This window comes from Nocardioides marinus, from assembly GCF_013408145.1.
In the GTDB taxonomy this organism is placed as follows: domain Bacteria; phylum Actinomycetota; class Actinomycetes; order Propionibacteriales; family Nocardioidaceae; genus Nocardioides; species Nocardioides marinus.
Map to the genome: position 1 here is coordinate 3268740 of NZ_JACBZI010000001.1, position 19975 is coordinate 3288714.

A 19975-nucleotide genomic window follows, 5' to 3' on the forward strand; every position below is an offset into this window, starting at 1 on the left:
CGCGCACCGGCCACGAGCGATCTTCGGGTATTCGTGGTTCTGCTGTCTCAACTCGACGACCATGCTGAGGACGCCGAAGACCTGTGTGCGCATTTCGTTGCGGAGACCACCCAGCCGTCCCGAGCCGCGGCCACGAACTAAACTTAATGCTCTCGCACTTCGAGGCCGCCAAGTAGCGCGCCGGTCCTGGTGATGAGTGGGGAGTCGCAGCCGATGTGCAACTCGCGGGTTCTCGATCGAGCAGTGCGAGCCCTTGGTGATCACGACCGGTTTCACTCGATGGCCGGAACGGCGACACCGTTATCAGGTTGATCAACGCGGGTGGGCGGCACGGTGAGTCGCGCCCCCGATCGGGGCCGGATCCCGGCACGTCGAAACTCGCCCGGGGATCGTCTGGTCCAGCGCTTGAACGCGTGGTGGAAGTTGGCCAGGTCGCTGTAGCCAAGGTCGACAGCGATCTGGCTCATGGGCAGCGCAGGATCGAGGAGCAGCACGATCGCGCGCTCGCGCAGGACGGATTCCCGCACCTCTCGGAAGGTCGTACCCTCAGCCTCAAGACGCCGTTTCAACGTGCTGACCGACATGCCCATGGCCTCGGCTACACGAGAAAGGCTGCTGGACCCCGGTGCGCGCTCGATCGCACGGCTGACGGACTCGGTCACGCTGCTCGGGGTCCCCTCGCGCTCCAGGGCGCGCCGGAGTTCGCTGAGGGCCATCCGGTAGGCGACCGGATCTGGGAAACGGCACGGAACGTCGAGAATGTGCGTTGGGACGTGGATGAACGAGGTGCGTGCGTCGAAGACCAAGCGATCCGCGATGACGTCCCGCTCCAGCAGCGCGTCCGGGGGCGCCTGCCAAGCGAGGTGCAAGTTCATCCCAGGCTGTTCCCCAGCCAACATATCTACCACGCGCAGGAGCGCGGCCCCGCAGTAGGCGGTGACGAGGCAGTCCAGCACTGGATCGCCAGTGTGCCCGGCGAGGCCAACGGTCAGGCCCTCCGAGGCGTGGTGGAAATGAGGACGCAGACTTCCCGAGATGAGCGGCAGGTAAGCGAGGAGCTCGAACACCTCGGCGACAGACGCAGCACTGACCAGCGGCAGACTGAGCGGTCCGAAGGACGTCAATTGCGCCTGCTCTGCGAACGCGAGGCCGAAGCGCGTCGCGGTGTCGGTATCGAGATCGGGGTAGACCTCACGAAACCAACGCACGGGGACCTGGTGGTCACGTCGAACCAGGTCCAGCTCTGACCAACCCTCGGCGTCGAGGAGAAGGCGGAAGCGCGTGACTGCCTCAGGGTCGAGGACGCCGCCGTCCAGCAACTGGATGAAGGCCAGCGGAGGTACGCCGACCTCCGTTCGTGCCACATCGCCTCCTGAGCCGAATTCACAAAAAGTTGGTACGCGTGACCATATCCACAGGCACGGGAGTTGCCAACACTAGGACCGTCCACGAGCCGAGGAGTTGCCCATGTCAGTCATCACGTTCATCTCTCACGACGGGGAGAAGTACGAGACACCGCTGGAAGAAGGCCAGTCACTGATGCAGATCGCCATCAGCAACCTGATTCCCGGGATCGACGGCGACTGCGGCGGTGAGGCGGCCTGCGGGACCTGCCACGTCGTGGTGGACGAGGGCTGGGTCGACGTGATGGGTCGATCCACGCCTGTTGAGGAAGAGATGCTCTCGATGAATCCCGAGCGTGAGTCCACCTCGCGGCTGGCCTGCCAGATGACCATGAGTGAGGGCTGTGACGGCCTCGTCGTCCGGCTCCCCGAATTCCAGATGTGACCCGAGAGGACTGGTGAGCATGACGACGATCACTGAGACCATGAGCGAGCGCGCTCAGTCGCTGCTGCCGATGGAGCTGCAGATTCGCGGCGCGCACCTCTACGACCGGACGCGCCGTTTTGTGACGCGGACCAACGGACGGAAAATCTTCACGGAGCGACCAATCCCGCCCGTCGACGATGTCGCGCTCGCCGACATCGACCTGAGCAACCCCTTCCTGTACCGACAGGGCATGTGGCAGTCCTACTACCAGCGTGTCCGCGACGAGGCTCCCGTTCACTACCAGGCGAACAGCCCCTTCGGGCCTTTCTGGTCGGTGACTCGACACGCAGACATCATCGCGGTCGACAAAGACCACGAGACGTTCTCTGCCGAGCCGTTCATCATCATCGGTGAACCTCCGCGGTTCATGGACGTGGCCATGTTCATCGCCATGGATCCGCCGAAGCACGACAGGCAGCGTGCCGCCGTCCAAGGCGTCGTCGCTCCCAAGAACCTCCGCGAGATGGAGACGCTGATCCGCTCGCGCGTCAGGGAGGTCCTCGACGACCTCCCAATTGGCGAGCCGTTCAACTGGGTGGATCTCGTCTCCATCGAGCTGACGGCGCGGATGCTGGCGACGCTGCTCGACTTCCCCTACGAGCAGCGACGCAAGCTCGTGGAGTGGTCGGACCTTGCCAGCTCCATGGAGCAGGCCAACGGTGGACCATCCGACAACGACACGATCTTCCGAGGCTTCGTCGACGCGGCGCGCGGCCTCAGCGCCCTGTGGCGCGACAAGGAGGCGCGCCTCGCTGCAGGCGAAGAGCCGGGCTTCGACCTGATCACGATGCTGCAGAGCAATGAGGACACCAAGGACCTGATCGACCGCCCGATGGAGTTCCTCGGCAACCTGATCCTGCTGATCGTGGGAGGTAATGACACGACCCGCAACTCCATGAGTGGCGGAGTGTTGGCCTTCAACCGGTTCCCGGACCAGTTCGAGAAGCTCAAGGCGAACCCCGAGCTCATCCCGAACGCGGTCTCGGAGATCATCCGTTGGCAGACTCCACTCGCCTACATGCGCCGCGTCGCCAAGAAGGACACCGTCCTCAACGGCCAGTTCATCCGCAAGGGCGACAAGGTCATCATGTGGTACGCCTCAGGCAACCGGGACGAGAGGGTTTTCGATCGGCCCGATGACCTCATCATCGACCGCAGCAACGCACGCAACCACATCTCCTTCGGCTTCGGTGTCCACCGCTGCATGGGCAATCGGCTCGCGGAGATGCAGCTGCGCATCTTGTGGGAGGAGTTGCTCCCTCGCTTCGAGAAGATCGAGGTGGTCGAGGAGCCGGAGTATGTCCAGTCCAACTTCGTCCGAGGAATCAGCCGGCTGATGGTCCAGTTGACTCCCAAAACTGTCGCGTGACCCGAGCCAGAGGCACGGCCCTTGTCGTCGGCGCCAGCCATGCCGGTGCCCAGGTAGCCGCGAGTCTGCGGCAGGAGGGCTGGGACGGTGACGTCCTCCTGGTCGGGGACGAGGCGGCGTTGCCCTACCAACGGCCTCCCCTGTCCAAGGCCTACCTCGCCGGCACGAGCAGCATCGACGATCTTGCGATACGCAAGAGCGAGTTCTACGAGAAGCATCGGATCCGCTTGGTGAGGGCGACCGTCACCGGCCTCGATCGAGCAGCGCGTCGCATCTGGACGAGCGACGGAGGGACCATCTCGTACGACGGATTGGCGCTGTGCACCGGAGGTCGCGCGCGTCGTGCTGCCCTGCCCGGCAGCACGCTCGAGGGGGTCCACTACCTGCGCACTTTCGCCGATGTCGAGGCGATACGGCAGTCCGTGCGGCCGGGAGGACGCGCTGTCATCATCGGCGGCGGCTACATCGGTTTGGAGACGGCCGCCTCCCTTCGGACCCTCGGGCTCGAGGTGACCGTGCTCGAGGCCGCCGAACGGGTTCTCGCGAGGGTCACCGCCCCCGCGGTGTCGAGCTTCTACGAGCGGGTGCACCGCGAGGCTGGCGTCGATATCCGAACGAGCGTCCTGGCCGAGGGCATCGAAGGGCACACGTCGGTGACGGCCGTCCGTGTGACCGGCGGCGAGCGTGTCGCGGCCGACCTCGTCATCGTCGGCATCGGGCTCGTCCCGAACACCGAGCTCGCTGCCGAGGCCGGCTTGCGCGTCGACGACGGCATCGTCATCGACGACCACGCCCGCACCAGTGACGACCGCATCGTGGCGGCGGGCGACTGCGTGAGCCATCGGTTGGCTCGCTACGACCGGCTGGTCCGCTTGGAGTCCGTACCGAGCGCCACCGAGCAGGCGAAAGCGGCAGCGGCCACGCTCTGCGGCAAGGAACGGCCCATCAGGGCCCTGCCCTGGTTCTGGTCCGACCAGTACGACCTGAAGCTGCAGATCGCGGGCCTGAACACCGGGTACGACGAGGTCTCGTTGAGCGGCGACCCGGCCGCCGACCGCGACTTCTCCTGCTTCTACTTCCGAGATGGCCTGTTGCTCGCCGCGGATTGTGTGAATCGACCCCGGGATTTCATGTGGATCAAACAGGCACTCGGCCGGGGCGGCAAGGTCGATCGGGCACAGCTCGAGGGAGCTCTTCAGCCCCATCCGTAAACCTGAGCTACCTCGAGCGCACCGTGCCTGTGGTCGCGCGAAGGCAGACGCAACCAAAAGAAGGAGCCCATAGATGCTCAGCACGATGATGAACGTCCCTCTGACGACTGCGGCGATCCTCAGGCACGGAGAGCGAGTGAACGCGACAGCACGTGTCCGAACTCTGGGGCCAGACGGATCGGTGAGATCGGGAACGTTCGCCGACGTCGGGAGGCGGTCAGCCCAGCTGGCGCATGCGCTGCTCGCCATCGGGGTCCGTGGCGACGAGCGTGTGGCAACCCTGATGTGGAACAACCAGGAGCACGTCGAGGCTTACTGCGCTGTCCCGTCGATGGGCGCCGTGCTGCACACCCTCAACCCGCGTTTGACGCCGGAGCAGCTGATCTACATCGCTCGTCACGCCGATGACCAGGTGGTCCTCGTCGATGGAACTCTGTCGCCCCTGCTTGCTGCGATCCTCCCCCACCTCGAGCGGGTACACACCGTGGTCGTGACAGGGGGGGTGGACCTGACGCCCCTGCAGAGGGACGGCGTGAACGTCGTGGGCTACGAGGACTTCCTCCAGGGACACCCTGAGCGATTCGACTGGCCAGAGATCGATGAGCTGAGCGCTGCGGCTATGTGTTACACCTCAGGAACGACCGGGAACCCCAAGGGCGTCGCCTACAGCCACCGCTCGACGTACCTTCACTCGATGGCGGCATGCGCCGCCGACGGACTCAGCGTCACGGGCGACGATGCGATCCTTGCGATCGTCCCCATGTTCCACGCCAACGCCTGGGGTCTGGTCTACGCAGCGCTCATGGCTGGCGCCGATCTGGTGATGCCCGATCGCTTCCTGCAAGCCGAACCCCTCGTCAAACTTATCGCCCGTGAACGTCCGACGATCGCGGGTGCGGTGCCGACCATCTGGAGCGACGTGCTCCATCATCTCCAGGCTCACCCAGGTCAGGACATCTCGTCTCTCAAACTGGTGGCCTGCGGTGGATCCGCGGTGCCCGTCCATCTCATGCGTGCCTTCCAGGAGAACCACGGTGTGACCATCGTCCAAGCCTGGGGGATGACCGAGACATCGCCGCTCGCAGCCATCGCCAGGCCTCCCGCGTCGGTGAGCGAGTCGGAGCATTGGGCATTGCGTGCCACGCAGGGACGCCCGGTCGCCGGGGTCGAGGTGCGCTTGGTGGACGATGCCGGCCGCGAGCTGCCCCACGACGGCGAGTCAGTGGGGGAGATCCAGGTGCGTGGCCCCTGGATCACGGGGTCCTACGTCGGTGACGAGGACCCGGAGAAGTTCGATGACGGATGGCTGCGCACCGGCGACGTGGGTCGCATCGACGAGCGCAGCTTCATCACCCTGACGGACAGGGCCAAGGACGTCATCAAGTCGGGCGGTGAGTGGATCTCTTCCGTCGAGCTCGAGCTCCTCCTGGCTGGTCACCCTGACGTCTTGGAGGCAACGGTCATCGGCGTGCCGGACGAGAAGTGGCAGGAGCGACCGCTGGCTGTGGTCGTGCTGCGGGACGGCGCGACGGTCGACCCGAGGCAGTTGCGCGATTTCCTCGACGGCAAGGTTGCTAAGTGGTGGCTCCCAGAGCGATGGTCCTTCGTGCGCGAGGTGCCGAAGACATCGGTCGGCAAATTCGACAAGAAGGTGCTGCGGTCTCAGCACTCTGCCGGAGCCCTGCTCGTCGTGAACATCTGAGGACGCTTGCGCCTGCTGTCACGCGCCGGGCCGTTCGGCGAGTCGTCCTGCGTGACACAGGTCCAGGTGCATGAGAGCGAGGGCCACATCGCTGCTCGTGACCGAGAGCCGATCCCCCAGGAGGGCGCCGGCCTGCTGCAAGCGGTACCTGACAGTGTTGCGGTGAACCGAGAGAGCCGCGGCTGTTCGGTCGGCGCTTCCATCGAGCGCCAAGTACGTCGCGACGGTCTGCCGCAGTCGTGCCTCATGTTCTTCAGGATTGAGTAAGTCACCCAAGGTCCGACGAACGAACCCGTCGACCTCCTCATCACAGCCCAGCAGAGCTAACAACTCGTAGCGGCTGTACAGGAAGAGGCCGCGCTTGTCTGGATGCAGCACGTTGAGCATGCGAAGTGACTGATTGTGAGAAGAGACAAAGCCGGAGCGGCCAGGACGACTGGGCCCCACGGCCACTCTTATCGATCTCATGGGTCCGTCCATCGACACGTCGTGTGCATCGACTGATAGAGGCCTTGTCGTCGCCGCCCACATCCACAGCCGTCGTCCGCCGGGGCGTACCACGAGGGGCTGGCTCAGACGCAGTTCTCCCGCCAAGTGACGATAGGACTCCTCTAACGACTCCGTGTCAGCTTCCTGGTCGTCGGTCGCAAGAACGAAGGCCGTGTGGTGTCCGCTCAGGGAGTAGCCTCCGAGTTCCGATGAGATCCATCGGCTGTCCAGGGCCTCGCCAGCCAGTATGCGGGTCACCGCCTCGAGCCACAGCGCGTTTCGACTGATATCGATACGTCGACGTGATTCGTGGTAGACCCGACTCGTCTCATTGATCGCCCGGTCGATCCATGCGGACGCTCGCTCCCACAAGAAGATGAGCAGATCTGCACGTTCGGCACGGGAGTCATCGACTGAACCGACCAGATCAGTGACGTAGCTCCACGTGCTCTGCTGAGCGATGCGATAGATCCTGTTCAACGCCTCCAGGGGAAGTGCTGTCTGGGCGGACTCGCGCGCGATCCGCTCTGCGCCGGGAACAAAGACGAATTCCATTCGCGACCTCGGCAGTTGACGCAGGAAACTCAACCAGTTCTCACGCACGGCCTCGTCGAGTTGTTGCGCTAGACCGGGGCGCAAGGCGACCTCCGGCACCTCTTCCTGGATCCCGCGAACCGTTCGATCGACCCACCAGTCGACGCGCTCGGACGTGGCCTCATTGCTGACGAACTGGTTCACCCACTCCACGACCCACGGAACCGGCGATGCCGACACAACACACCCCTCGCACGTCAGACGCAACTTCGGGCAATTGTGCATTTGCACAACGAGATGTTCAACCGTTGGTAATGCCCACGAGACTGAGCCAACGCCTTTCGGTTGTAATCGTGGTCACAACCAAAGGGGTGTAGGCATGGGGGTTCGACACAGGTCGTCCGTTGGGACGTTGCCGCTTGAGGGTCCCTGCGGCCCTTACCGAACGGCGACCGCTGCGCGGCGCTCGATGCCGAGCATCGCGCCGCGCAGACACAACCGATCGTTCCGCCGAATGGGCTGCTGGGCATGGTGAGGTCGTCGAGCCAGACCATTCCCCGCTCCGACCCCGACGTGGCCGCTGGCCCCTCCGGGATGACGCCGGCCGCGCAGCAGATCGCGCGCGAGGCGGCGGGGTCGACCTTCCTGGCGCAGACCCTGGCGACGTTCGGCGACTTCTACACGTTTTCGGGCAACGTGTTCCGCCAGATGTTCACACGCCGCTTCCGCTTCAACGAGTTCGTGTCACAGGCATGGTTCATCACGACGGTGTCTTTCGCGCCGGCGCTCCTGGTAGCGATCCCTTTCTGCGTCGTCATCATCTTCCAGGTCAACCAGCTGCTGATCCAGATCGGCGCAGTGGATCTGGCGGGAGCGGGTGCGGCCGTGGCGGTCGTGCGCGAGATCGGTCCGATCGTGAGTGTCCTAGTGGTCGCCGGAGCGGGAGCGACGGCCATCTGCGCGGACCTCGGCTCGCGCAAGATCCGTGACGAGATCGACGCCATGGTCACGCTGGGGATCGACCCCATCCAACGGCTCGTGGTCCCCCGTGTTCTTGCCTCCATGCTGGTGGGCGTTGCCCTCAACGGCATGGTCACCGTGGTGGGACTGGTCGGTGGGTACATCTTCTCCGTCGTACTCCAGGGCGCGACCCCTGGCCTGTACGTCGCCGACCTCACCCTTCTCGTGGGTCTCGAGGACTTCCTCGCCTCCGAGATCAAGGCCGCCGTCTTCGGGCTGCTCGCGGGTCTCACTGCCTGCTACCTGGGCCTGAACGCCAAGGGTGGTCCGAAGGGTGTCGGAGACGCGGTCAACCAGACCGTGGTCTTCGCTTTCATGCTGCTCTTCGCGGCCAACAGCGTCATCAGCGCCGTCTTCTTGCAGATCAAGTAGGGGAGAGATGTCCACACACGCTTCTCGCGGCGCCTCCCGCCGTGTGCCAGCCCTGGCCGCTCTCGTGCGATCCCCCGCGCAGGGCCTGCGCGACCTCGGCGACCAGCTCGGTTTCCATGCTGCGGCCTACCGGGCAGTGCCGCGCACGGTCCGGAGCTACCCCAAGGAGATCATCCGTCTCCTCGCAGAGGTGTCGTTGGGATCCGGAGCCCTCGCACTCATCGGTGGCACAGTGCTCGTCATCGGCTTCCTCACCGCCGCCTCGGGCATCGAGGTGGGGTTGCAGGCGTACACCTCCTTCGACAACATCGGGGTGTCCGCGCTGTCGGGCTTCTTCTCCGCCTACTTCAACACGCGCGAGGTTGCGCCCATCATCGCGGGCATCGCGCTCACAGCCACCGTCGGCGCGGGTTTCACGGCGCAGATCGGCGCGATGCGGGTCAGCGAGGAGATCGACGCGGTGGAGGTCATGGCGGTCCCGCCCATCCCCTACCTCGTGACGACGCGCATCATCGCCGGACTGATCGCGGTCATCCCTCTGTTCGCGATCGCGCTCATGTCGTGCTGGCTGGCCACCCGCGTGGTGGTGACGGTCGGCTACGGACAGGCGTCGGGCACCTACGAGCACTACTTCGAGACGTTCCTGGTGCCCACCGACCTGTTCCTGGCGGCGATCAAGGTACTGCTCATGGCCATGGTCATCGTCTCGGTGTGCTGCTTCCACGGCTTCCGGGCCAGCGGCGGGCCCGCGGGGGTCGGTCAAGCAGTCGGCCGAGCGGTGCGGTCAGCGTTGATCGCGACGATGTTCGTCGACCTCATCTTCGCTCTCGCCATCTGGGGCGGACCTTCGGTCAGGATCGCCGGATGAGGCGCGCGGCATGGTTCGCGGACCGGCAGGCCGCAGCCGGACTGGCCATGGTGATCCTGGTCCTGGCTGTGATGGTCGGCACCGTCATGCAGTACAACGGCGTCTTCCGCAGGTCGATCGACGTGGTGGTGACTGCCGACCGCGCAGGCCTGACCATGAGTTCCGGTGCGCCGGTCAAGCTCCACGGCGTCGTGGTCGGTCGTGTCAGCGACGTCGCCGTCGTCGATGACGGCACCAGGATCACGCTCGAGCTGGATCCGAGTGAGGCCGACCTCGTGCCACGCGGGGTGACTGCACAACTGGTCCCACCCACGGCCTTCGGCGCGAAGTACGTACAACTCGAGCCGTCTGGGAGTACGGGCGACGCCTCGATCGAAGCCGGAGACGTCATCACCGCCACAGGCGCCACGGTGGAAGTCGATGAGACCTTCACGAACCTCAGCGCACTGCTGCAGGCCGCTCGGCCGGCCGAGGTGAGTGAGGCACTCAGTGCCGTGGCAGGCGCGCTCGACCAGCGAGGCGAGGTGCTGGGCGAGTTGATCACGCTCACCGATGACTACCTGCAGTCCTTCAATCCCTCACTCCCTGCGCTGGCCGAGGACGTGCGCCGCATCGACGATGTCGCCGCTGTGTACGACCTAGCTCGCGAGGACCTCATCGCCACCCTCGGTGGCGCCGCCACGACCCTCGACACCGTCGCTCAGCAGCAGGCCTCGCTGCGCGCGCTCGAACTGAGCCTGACCTCGTTCGCCAGTCAAGGTGACGAGCTGCTGCGGCAGAGCGGCCCCGGATTGAGTCGTTCGCTCCGGCTGCTCGATCCTGTGACCGCAACCCTGGCTCGCTACTCCCCTGAGCTCCCTTGTCTCATCGAGGGGCTTGCCAAGGGCAACGAACTGGCCGAGCTCGCGGTCGGTGGCACGAATCCGGGCATCACGACTTTCACCCAGGTCGTCCGTGGTCGTGAGCCCTACCGATACTCGACGGATCTCAAGGTGCTGGGCGAGAACCGTGGACCGAACTGTTTCGGTTTGCCCTACGTCACCCCTGGCGAAGCGCCGCTCACGTACCAGCCGACCTTCGACACCGGCGTGAATCCGTTCAAGGACGACTCGCCGCAGACGTCTGATCGCGCGGACATCCTCGACATCCTCGGGATCGGAGGACGCTGACATGGCCCTCAGTCCCGTCAAGCGCAAGCAGCGCGCCGACCTCGTGCGCCTCGGCGTCTTCCTCCTCGTCGCCGCGGTGGTCACTTTCTGGGTTGCGGCAGTGACCGATGAGTATCGCTCCGGCTCGGTCCAGGGCTACCGTGCGCAGTTCGCTGACGTGTCCGGCCTGCAGGTGGGCGATCAGGTGCGGGCGGCAGGAGTCCGCGTGGGCCAGGTCGCCGAGATCTCGGTTCAACCTGACAGCACCGTCATCGTCGCTTTCGAGGTCGACGACTCCTTGACGCTGCACGAGGACACCACCGCGACCGTCGAGTACCGCAACCTCATCGGTGACCGGATCATCCAGCTGGCGACGCCCACCCCCCAAGAGGGTCAGGCACTCGCTGCTGGGCAGACCATCCCGCTGAGCCGGACGTCCGCAGCGCTGGACCTGGACACACTGCTCAACGGTTTCAAACCACTCTTCGCCGGTCTCAACCCGACCCAGGTCAATGAGCTCTCACAGCAACTGGTCCAAGTCCTCCAAGGCCAAGAATCTGCTGTGCAGACGTTGACGACGCGAGTCGCCTCGTTCACCTCCACCATCGCTCAACGTGAACAACTGGTGACCCAGGTGATCGGCAACCTCAACACGGTTCTCGACACCGTCGACGGTCGACGGGAGGAGTTGAGCAATGTCATCGCGGGGTTGGACACCGTCCTCACGAACTTCGACCAGCAGGACACCGAGATCTTGATCGCCGCCGACAGGATCAACGGGTTCGCTCGTCAGGCCTCCGATCTCGTCAGCAAAGCCCGCGCGGATCTGACCCCCGACCTGAGGGCGCTGACGGTCGCTGCGCGCGGACTCAACATGGAGAAGAAGGAGCTCGTCTCCGTGCTGCAGCAACTCCCTCGGCACTACCGCAAGCTGCAGAACGCCGGCTCGTACGGGAACTTCTTCAACTTCTTCTTGTGCGGCGTCCGTGTCCAGGTCGACGTGGCCGGCCCCGCCGTGATGACGCCGTGGATCAATTCCGATGCCGAGAGGTGCCAGCCATGAGCGCGTTGATCCGCGGTCAAGCCCGACGGGGTGCTCTAGGCACGCTTCTGATCGTCGGGATCGTCCTTGCGAGCCTCAACCTGAGCAGATTGCCGCTTGTCGGCGACGCGGGGACGATCGCGGCGCGCTTCGCCGAGGCGGGAGGGTTGCGAGGTGGTGATGCGGTGATGATCTCGGGTGCCCAGGTGGGCAAGGTCCGCGAGGTCAGGCTCGAGGACGGCGCGGTGACTGCCGTCCTCGCGCTCACGGACGACACGGTCACCCTCGGCAATCAGACTGAGGCGCAGATCATCACGACCACATTGCTGGGGCGCGCTGCCGTCGAGCTCGTCCCCGAGGGAGACGGCGCGCTCGAGGAGGGCGACACCATCCCGGTCGAACGCACCTCGTCCCCCTACAACATCACCAGTGCGCTCAACCAGCTCACGACCGAGAGCGCTGAGATCGACAAGCAGGCCCTCCAGCGCGCTCTGGCGCGCACCTCGGCAGTGTTGGAGGGATCGCAGGATTCAGTCGGGCCGGCCTTGCAGGGAATCACCGAGATCTCCCGAGTCCTCGCCACTAACGACGAACGCCTCGCTGTTCTGCTCGACCGGTCCGCCCGCGTCACTGCTGTCCTGGCCGACCGTGACCAGGAGATCGGCTCGCTCCTGACCGCGGGCGAGTCCCTGTTCGCCGAGCTCGACGCTCGGCAACGCATCATCGAGGAGCTGCTCCGCAGCGCTCGTGCCCTGTCCGACCAACTGCGCGCAGCTCTCCAAGAGAACGCGCGCGTCATCGGTCCCGCGCTGAGCCAACTCAACGAGATCGTGGACGTCCTCAATCGCAATCGCAAGGCGATCCAGGACACGGTGACCGGTTTGCGCGGCTACGCCACGGCCTTCGGCGATGCTGCCTCGACCGGGCCGTGGTTCGACGCCTACATCCAGAACCTCACCGATCCCGCCACGCTGGCCCCAGTCCTGTCAGGAATCCTCCCGTGAACCGCCGACTCCTCGACGTACCCCTGCGCCGCCCCGCACTGGTCGTCGTCCTTGCGCTGCTGCTGGCCGCAGGCCTCACCATCACACGCGACGAGGACATGACCGTGCAGGTCACCTTCCCCAGCGCCGAAGGCCTCTACGAGGGCGATGACGTCCGCGTGCTGGGAGTCCCCGTCGGCAGCATTAGCCGCATCACACCCGGCGAGTCGGGGGTCGTGGTCGAGCTGAGCCTCGACGACGACCAACCCGTGCCTGCTGACGCGAGAGCAGCCATCGTGTCGCCCAGCCTCGTCAGCGGTCGCTTCGTTCAGTTGGAGCCCGTCTACACCGGTGGCCCGACACTCGCCGACGGAGACCAGATAGGGATCGAGCGCACCGCTGTGCCGGTCACATTCGACGACGTGAAGCAGGAGCTGACCGACCTGACCGGGGCATTGGGCCCCGATAAAGGCAAAGAAGGAGCGCTCGCGCGGGCCATCACCGCGTTGGACGACAGTCTCGGCGAGGGCAATGCAACCGAGCTGCGCCGGGCTATCGCTGGTCTGCGGACATCCGCAGCGGCGCTCTCCGACCCGCGAGCCGACTTCTTCGCCACCATCGCGAACCTCGACACCTTCACCAGGTCGCTGGCGCTCAACGACCGAGCGGTGCAAGGATTCGCACGGGAGATCGACGCGGTGGGCCGAGTGCTCGAGCGCAACCGCTTCGCCTTGACCGCAGTCCTGCGCGATCTCGCCGCCACGTTCCGCACGGCCCGAAATTTCCTCGACGACAACGGTCGAGAGATATCCCAGGCCGTCCGGCGGACGAACCTCCTCTCTGCGGCGCTGGCCGACAGGTCGAACGAGCTGGCGGGTTCACTGCACATCGGCACCAACGCGCTCATCAACCTCGCCAACATCGTCGAGGGGTCGGCACTGAAGGGACGGGCCACGCTGAGCGCTCTTGAGGGACTGCCCCAGCTCCTCTGCGGAGCCATCCTGGGCGCCGGCGGGACGGCCGCGCAGTGCAGCCAGGTGATCGAACCGATCTTGACGAGCTTGGGTCTCGACGGACTGGACCAAGGGCTGGTTCCCGGCATCAACGTAGGTGAGCCGGAAGGTGACGACCCTCCGGTGCCGGGGTTGGCCGGCGTCGAGATCGACCTGCTGCAGAGTCTGGGTGGCCTGCTCACGCAGAGCAACGGAGGCGCACGATGAGCACCGCGACGAGCCGGTACCCTGCAGCAACTCGTGCAGCAGCGGTCAGCTTGCTGCCAGCGATCCTCGCAACAGGTTGCTCGCTGCAGCCCAACGAGAACACACTCCCCGGGCAGGTGGCCACAGGCTCCGACGGATACACCGTGACCGTGCGGTTCGAGTCCGTCGAGAACCTCGTGCCCAACTCCCAAGTCCTCCTCGACGACGTGGTCATCGGAACGGTCACCGACATCAGGGTCGAGGACTGGCACGCGGCCGCCGATCTGCGACTGCTCGAGTCGGTGCCCATCGCGCGGGATGCGCGATTCACCGTGGGACAGAAGACCCTGCTCGGGGCGCAGTACGTACAAGTGTCCTCCGACACCACGCAAGCAACGACTGGCGCGGCCGAATTGTTGGAGGAGGGAGACGACGTTCCGCTCGCTAGCACCGATCAGGCTCCCGGCACAGAGCAGGTGCTTGCCGGGGTCGCTCTGCTGCTCAACAACGGAGGTCTCTCCCAGATCAGCACCATCACCGATGAGCTCACCTCCGCCCTGGCTGATCGTCAGCTGGACGCCCGAAGTCTGGTCACCCGCTCCAACGAGCTCCTCGCGGTCCTTGACGAGACCCGCGGGGAGATCGTGCGCGCCCTGGACTCCCTCGAACGGCTCAGCCGAGGGTTGGTCGAGGACAGGGACGTCATCGCGCGTGCGATCGACCAGGTGGGACCCGGCCTCGCTGCACTGGAGCAGGAGCGCGCTCGTCTCGTCGACGCCGTGACGACGTCCGGGCGAGCCAGTACGCGTGCCGTCGGCGTCATCCAAGCGAGCCAGGAAGCCGTTCTCGCCAACCTGGCGGCACTCGGTCCGATCCTGAGCAACCTCGGCAAGGCAGCCACGCGCCTGCCCGAGGCTCTCAAGATCGCCATCACCATCCCCTTCCCAGCCATGACCACCGAGAAGACGCTGCGCGGCGACTACTCCAACCTCTTCGCGACCATCGCCGTCACCGGCGGCGGTTTGGCTGATCTGTTGCTCGGGACGGGGCAACTGCCGGCGATGCAGTCTGGTGATCCGCTCCTCGACCCTCTGCAGACGCAGGGCCAGGACGCCGGTGGTTCGGGCAACGCGACGTCGAACGGCGGTAAGGGTCAGCAGGGACAGCCTGCCCAAGAGGATGACGACGAGTCCGGAGGTCCGTGCCTGCTCGGACTGCTAGGAGACTGCTGATGGTACTCACGCCTCTGATCAAGCGGCAGCTGCGCATCTTCGCCCTGCTCACTCTCCTGGCGCTCTTCCTCGCCATGGTGGTCTACGCGCGCGTCCCGGCCATGCTCGGGGTCGGCGTGTACGAAGTGCGTGCCGAGTATCGCGATGCCAGCGGCCTCTACCCGCGAGCGCAGGTCACCTACCAAGGCGTCGAGGTCGGCAAGGTGACCGAGCTCGAGCTGGGGCAGGACGGCGCCGTCGCAGTGCTGCGGATCGATGCCGAACACGAGATCCCCTCCGATGTCGTCGCCGAGCTCCACAGCACCTCAGCCATCGGAGAGCAGTACGTCGATCTGGTGCCACCCGCCGACGAGGCAAGCCCGTCGGACGAGCCGGCGACGTTGGCCGATGGCGACGTGATCGGGGTCGAGCGGACCGTCGAGATGCCCCAGATCGCCCCGGTCCTCGAGTCGGTCAATGGTCTGCTCGACTCGGTCCCTGCTGCGCGGACGCGTCGCGTGCTGGATCAGGTCGACGATGGTCTCGCGGGCAGCGGACCCGATCTGCGTGGGCTCATCGACGACGCTGACGCCTTGTTGACCGAGGCCCAGGATCGACTTGCCGTCACCACGTCGCTCATCCGAACCGCGCAGCCGGTCCTGGCGACCCAGCAGAGCCTGCGCAACACCACCCTGAGCTACGCGCGGTCCCTGGCAGTCTTCACCGATGAGCTGGCCGGACGCGACGCCGACCTCCGGGCCTTTCTCAAGCAAGGCCCCGGGGGGCTCGACGCGGCCACTGAGCTCGTCTCGGACCTGCAACCGACGCTGCCGTTGCTCGTCACCAACCTCACGACGAACGGGGAGGTGCTTAACACCTACCTCCCGCAGATACAGGAAGGACTCGTGTACTTCCCCGTCACCGTGGCACGGCTGCAGAGCGCCATCAATCCTCGTGAGCAGTTCGGCGACGTCAACCTGGATCTGCGAGCCAACGTGAACAACCCGCCCGCATGCTCGCAGGGATACCTGCCGGCCTCCCAGCGACGAGATCCCTCCGTCGATCGGGTGCGTCAAGTCGATCTGCTCGCGCACTGCACCGTGCCGGATGCGGACCCGAAGTCAGTGCGTGGGGCTCGGCTGCTGCCGTGCCCGCAAGGTGGAGGACGAGGGCCTCTTCCCTCCTCGTGCGGCCTGACGTTCGGCAAGGCAGTGTGGCCCGAGGGCACGTCGGGTTCGCGCGGTGGCGACCTGCGGCGGGGTCTGCAGGGGGTCGCCACATCCCAGGAGTCGCTCGACCAGGGATGGCGCAGCCTCGTCCTCGGGCCGGCGAGCGTCCGGTGACCGGCGAGACCGCTCGCGCTCAATCCCGTGGCCGGTGGATCACCTCAGCATTGTTCGTGATCCTCGTCGCAGTCACGTCAGTCGCGGTCGAGCGAGGCCTCACCTGGCGGGATGCGCAGGCACAGCAGCAGGAGCAGCTCGACGCGGTCGAGGCCGCCGAAGCCGAGGTGCTGGGCCTGATCACCATCAGCGCAGCAACGACGAACGAGGATCTCGAAACCCTCATTGCGGGAGCAACCGCCTCCTTCCGCGACGACCTGCGCGCACAGGCCGACCGGCTGCGCGAGGAGGTAGTCGCCAATGAGGTCGTCGCCACCGGCGAGGTCGTGTCGTCGGGCGTCGTCGAAGTTGAGGACGACTCAGCGGTCGTGGTGGTGGCGGCCCGCGGGACGGTGGACAACCGCAACTCAGCTGCGCCAGAGCCCCGCAGCTATCGCCTGGAAGTTCGGCTCGAGCAGGTCGACGACACGTGGCTGGTCTCGTCCCTGAGGTTTGTCGCGTGAGCAGTCCAGAGGCAGCACCACAGGCCGTCGCGTCATCCGACCACCCGCGTCAAGACAGTCCCGGGCAGCCGCGCCCGTGGCGTCTTCGAGGCGGACTCGCGGTCCTGGTACTCCTCGTCGCGTCGACCGCCGGAGTCGCGCAGTGGCGTATTCAGCAGATCGGCGAGCGCGAGGCAGCGGCCGATGAGGCGCTGCAGAGCGTCCGCACGCGCCTCCCGGATCTCCTCAGCTACCGCTACGCGACTCTCGAGGACGACCTCGAGAATGCGCTGCGACAGACCACCGGTGATTTCACCGATGACTACGCCGCGCTCATCGATGAGGTCGTGCGCCCCACGGCGACCCAGCGCCGCATCGTCACGGAGGCCGTCGTCAACGCTGCGGGCGTCGTATCGGTCGACAGCGACGCCGAGGTGGTCGTCCTGGTCTTCCTGACGCAGTCCACGACCACCAAGAACACCGAGGAGCCCGCTGTCTCGGGCAGCAGGGTCGAGGTCACGATGAGACGTACGGACTCCGAGTGGCTCATCGCTGACCTGCAGACGCGTTAGCACCTCGTGGCGGCAGCCACCCGCCGTCCCTCGGAAAAGGAGTACACGTACATGGGCGTGGAGATCAAGGTCGAGCACCTGAGCAAGTCCTTCGGCAAGCAGCTGATCTGGGGTGACGTGACGCTGACCGTCCCCGCCGGCGAGATCTGCGTGATGCTCGGCCCGTCCGGCACCGGCAAGTCGGTGTTCCTCAAGACCCTCATCGGTCTGCTCAAGCCCGACCAGGGCTCGATCATCATCGAGGGCACCGACATCGCCTCCTGCTCGGAGAAGGAGCTCTACGAGATCCGCAAGCTGTTCGGCGTGCTGTTCCAGGACGGCGCGATGTTCGGCTCGATGAACCTCTACGACAACGTCGCCTTCCCGCTGCGCGAGCACACCAAGAAGTCGGAGTCGGAGATCCGCTCGATCGTCATGGAGAAGATGGACCTGGTGGGTCTGCTCGGTGCCGAGGACAAGCTGCCCGGTGAGATCTCCGGCGGCATGCGCAAGCGCGCCGGTCTGGCCCGCGCGCTGGTGCTCGACCCCGAGATCGTCCTCTTCGACGAGCCGGACTCGGGTCTGGACCCGGTGCGCACCGCGTTCCTCAACCAGCTGATCGTCGACCTGAACGCCCAGATCGACGCGACGTTCCTGATCGTCACCCACGACATCAACACCGCCCGCACGGTGCCGGACAACATCGGCCTGCTCTACCACAAGCACCTGGCGATGTTCGGTCCGCGCGAGATGCTGCTGAGCTCGGAGGAGCCGGTGGTGCGGCAGTTCCTCAACGCCCAGCGCGTCGGCCCGATCGGCATGTCCGAGGAGAAGGACGCCGACGAGCTCGCGGCCGAGGCGGACCAGGAGCTGCCTCCGCTGCCCCCGATCCCGCTGCAGCTCGAGCCGTCCAACGGCATCCCGCGCCGCAGCCAGCGCGAGCCGGGTGCCTGGTGCCGCGAGCACGGCATGACCCCGCCGCCGCACTCATTCAAGAGCGATGTGGCGACACCCCGTACATCCGGCTCGACGGAAAAATCCGGACGTACAGCCGCGACTGCCTGACCACCGAACTACACCACACCGGCCCTGACCCAAGGAGTTCCATCGTGACACCACCTTCAGCCTCTGTCCTGGACATCCGGCGACCTGCCACCGGCGAGCCCCTCGAGTCGCTCCCTGTTGACGACGCGGCACGAGTCGCCGCCATGGCCCGAGACCTGCGCCTCGCGCAGACCGCGTGGCGCGACATGGGACCCAGGGTTCGGGCAGGTTGGCTCCGCGCGTGGCGCGGGTGGATCCTCGACCACACCGACGAGCTCACCGACCTCCTGGTCGCAGAGACGGGGAAGGTCCGACCCGATGCCCTGGTCGAGACGACGGCGTCGTGCGAGTTCATCTCCTACTACGCAGATCACGCCGAGAAGTTCCTGGCACCTGAGCGGGTGGGCTCTTCCGGTCTCCTCAGCCTGCCCAAGCGACTCTCGCGCACCTACCGTCCCTACCCGCTGGTGGGACTCATCGTTCCGTGGAACTTCCCCATCACCTTGTTCCTCATGGATGCGGCACCAGCGCTGGCAGCCGGCTGCGCCGTGCTGGCGAAGTCATCGGAGATGACGCCGCTGACCTGCGCGCGCGTGATCGAGGGCTGGCAGGAGATCGGCGCACCCGCGGTGCTGCAGCACGTCTCTGGTGCTGGCGATGCTGGTCAAGCTGTCGTGGAGGCGGTTGACTTCGTGCAGTTCACCGGCTCGACGGCCACCGGCCGCCGCGTGGCGACGCGGTGCGCGGAACTCCTCAAGCCGGTCAGCCTGGAGCTGGGAGGCAAGGATGCCGCCATCGTCCTCGAGGACGCCGACCTGGACCGAGCAGCTCATGGCCTCGTGTGGGGCGGCATCTTCAACTCCGGACAGGTCTGCATCTCTGTCGAGCGGGTCTACGCCGTCGATGCTGTGTACGACGAGCTGGTGGAGAAGGTTGCGGCAGCTCTGGGGGCACTGAGGCAGGGTGCGGGCGCGCGCGACGATGTCGGCGCCATGGTCACCAAGGAACAGGTGGACACCGTCGAGCGTCACGTCCAGGAGGCGCGGCAACGCGGCGCACGCGTCCTGGTGGGCGGGGAGCGTGGAACGAAGGGCAACTTCTTCGCCCCCACGCTCCTGGTCGACGTCGACCACACCATGTCCTGCATGACCGAGGAGACCTTCGGACCGACGCTGCCCATCATGCGGGTGGCCGACGAGGCGGAGGCGATCACCCTGGCCAACGACTCCGAATACGGTCTCTCCGCGACGGTCTGGACACGCGACTTGGGTCGAGGCAGACGCGTCGCCGATCAGCTCGAGGTCGGCGCGGTGAACATCAACGACGTCTTCAGCAATCTCTTCGCCGTGGGTCTGCCCCACAGCGGGTGGAAGTCCTCCGGCATGGGTGCCCGGCTCGGCGGCGCCCAGGGCTTGCGCAAGTACTGCCGCGTCCAAGCCATCACCGAGCCGCGCATGCCGGTGACCACCAAAGAGCTCACGTGGTACCCGTACTCCGCCCGGCGTACGGCCATTGCCGGCCGCGTGCTGCGGCTGGCTGCTGGACGCGGCCTACGGCAGCGTCTGGGTCTGTGAAAG

At 65.9% G+C, this 19975-nt stretch carries 17 protein-coding genes and 1 pseudogene; 16 read left to right on the forward strand and 2 right to left on the reverse strand.

Translation table 11 applies throughout. The features are described 5' to 3' along the window. Window positions 1-272: 272 nt before the first annotated feature. Window positions 273-1364, reverse strand: coding sequence for a helix-turn-helix domain-containing protein (locus BKA05_RS15500; RefSeq protein WP_179532235.1), 1092 nt, complete (start codon window positions 1362-1364; stop codon window positions 273-275). 103 nt (window positions 1365-1467) lie between these two features. Here BKA05_RS15500 and BKA05_RS15505 point away from each other — a divergent pair, with 103 nt between their 5' ends. The 4 genes and pseudogenes from BKA05_RS15505 to BKA05_RS15520 all read left to right on the forward strand — a co-directional run bounded on the left by BKA05_RS15505 (window position 1468) and on the right by BKA05_RS15520 (window position 6112). After that, window positions 1468-1788 (forward strand): 2Fe-2S iron-sulfur cluster-binding protein, encoded by a 321-nt coding sequence (locus BKA05_RS15505; protein ID WP_179532236.1) that lies wholly within the window; start codon window positions 1468-1470, stop codon window positions 1786-1788. A gap of 19 nt (window positions 1789-1807) precedes the next feature. After that, window positions 1808-3184, forward strand: a pseudogene (locus tag BKA05_RS15510) (cytochrome P450); the annotation flags it as partial. A gap of 11 nt (window positions 3185-3195) precedes the next feature. Beyond that, window positions 3196-4410 carry an FAD-dependent oxidoreductase gene (locus BKA05_RS15515; protein WP_179532237.1) on the forward strand — a complete coding sequence of 405 codons (1215 nt, stop codon included), beginning with the start codon at window positions 3196-3198 and terminating at the stop codon, window positions 4408-4410. Window positions 4411-4483: 73 nt separating this feature from the next. Beyond that, entirely contained in the window at window positions 4484-6112 is a 1629-nt protein-coding gene (locus tag BKA05_RS15520; RefSeq protein ID WP_179532238.1) for a fatty acid--CoA ligase, read from the forward strand. An 18-nt stretch (window positions 6113-6130) separates the two neighbouring features. Here the strand turns inward: BKA05_RS15520 and BKA05_RS15525 are convergent, their stop codons facing one another. Continuing rightward, complete coding sequence (locus BKA05_RS15525) at window positions 6131-7339, reverse strand: PucR family transcriptional regulator (RefSeq protein WP_179532239.1); 1209 nt, start codon at window positions 7337-7339, stop codon at window positions 6131-6133. 324 nt (window positions 7340-7663) lie between these two features. On the opposite strand from BKA05_RS15525, the gene BKA05_RS15530 reads away from it, so the two are divergent. Genes BKA05_RS15530 through BKA05_RS15585 form a run of 12 tightly spaced genes read left to right on the forward strand, consistent with a single transcriptional unit; the run spans window position 7664 to window position 19972 of the window. After that, the gene (locus BKA05_RS15530; RefSeq protein WP_246289812.1) at window positions 7664-8527 is read left to right on the forward strand and encodes an MlaE family ABC transporter permease; all 864 of its coding nucleotides are present in this window, start codon (window positions 7664-7666) and stop codon (window positions 8525-8527) included. Between the two features lie 43 nt (window positions 8528-8570). Then, entirely contained in the window at window positions 8571-9395 is an 825-nt protein-coding gene (locus BKA05_RS15535) for an ABC transporter permease (protein WP_300459048.1), read from the forward strand. Continuing rightward, complete coding sequence (locus BKA05_RS15540) at window positions 9392-10564, forward strand: MCE family protein (protein WP_179532241.1); 1173 nt, start codon at window positions 9392-9394, stop codon at window positions 10562-10564. Before BKA05_RS15535 ends, BKA05_RS15540 begins: the two co-directional genes overlap by 4 nt. Window position 10565: 1 nt before the next feature. Then, window positions 10566-11606: an MCE family protein gene (locus BKA05_RS15545; RefSeq protein WP_179532242.1), complete on the forward strand. Its 1041-nt coding sequence runs from the start codon at window positions 10566-10568 to the stop codon at window positions 11604-11606. Next, window positions 11603-12589, forward strand: a complete 987-nt coding sequence (locus BKA05_RS15550) for an MCE family protein (protein ID WP_179532243.1) — start codon at window positions 11603-11605, stop codon at window positions 12587-12589. The genes BKA05_RS15545 and BKA05_RS15550 overlap by 4 nt, the downstream gene beginning before the upstream one ends. Then, window positions 12586-13788 carry an MCE family protein gene (locus BKA05_RS15555; protein WP_179532244.1) on the forward strand — a complete coding sequence of 401 codons (1203 nt, stop codon included), beginning with the start codon at window positions 12586-12588 and terminating at the stop codon, window positions 13786-13788. The genes BKA05_RS15550 and BKA05_RS15555 overlap by 4 nt, the downstream gene beginning before the upstream one ends. Next, window positions 13785-14999 carry an MlaD family protein gene (locus BKA05_RS15560; protein ID WP_179532245.1) on the forward strand — a complete coding sequence of 405 codons (1215 nt, stop codon included), beginning with the start codon at window positions 13785-13787 and terminating at the stop codon, window positions 14997-14999. Before BKA05_RS15555 ends, BKA05_RS15560 begins: the two co-directional genes overlap by 4 nt. Beyond that, entirely contained in the window at window positions 14999-16321 is a 1323-nt protein-coding gene (locus BKA05_RS15565) for an MCE family protein (RefSeq protein WP_179532246.1), read from the forward strand. The genes BKA05_RS15560 and BKA05_RS15565 overlap by 1 nt, the downstream gene beginning before the upstream one ends. Before the next feature lie 56 nt (window positions 16322-16377). Continuing rightward, window positions 16378-16824, forward strand: a complete 447-nt coding sequence (locus tag BKA05_RS15570) for a hypothetical protein (RefSeq protein WP_179532247.1) — start codon at window positions 16378-16380, stop codon at window positions 16822-16824. Further along, window positions 16791-17375, forward strand: coding sequence for a hypothetical protein (locus BKA05_RS15575; protein ID WP_179532248.1), 585 nt, complete (start codon window positions 16791-16793; stop codon window positions 17373-17375). The genes BKA05_RS15570 and BKA05_RS15575 overlap by 34 nt, the downstream gene beginning before the upstream one ends. A gap of 51 nt (window positions 17376-17426) precedes the next feature. Next, window positions 17427-18419 carry an ABC transporter ATP-binding protein gene (locus BKA05_RS15580; RefSeq protein ID WP_179532249.1) on the forward strand — a complete coding sequence of 331 codons (993 nt, stop codon included), beginning with the start codon at window positions 17427-17429 and terminating at the stop codon, window positions 18417-18419. 44 nt (window positions 18420-18463) lie between these two features. Further along, window positions 18464-19972, forward strand: a complete 1509-nt coding sequence (locus BKA05_RS15585; protein ID WP_300388954.1) for an aldehyde dehydrogenase family protein — start codon at window positions 18464-18466, stop codon at window positions 19970-19972. Window positions 19973-19975 lie beyond the last annotated feature (3 nt).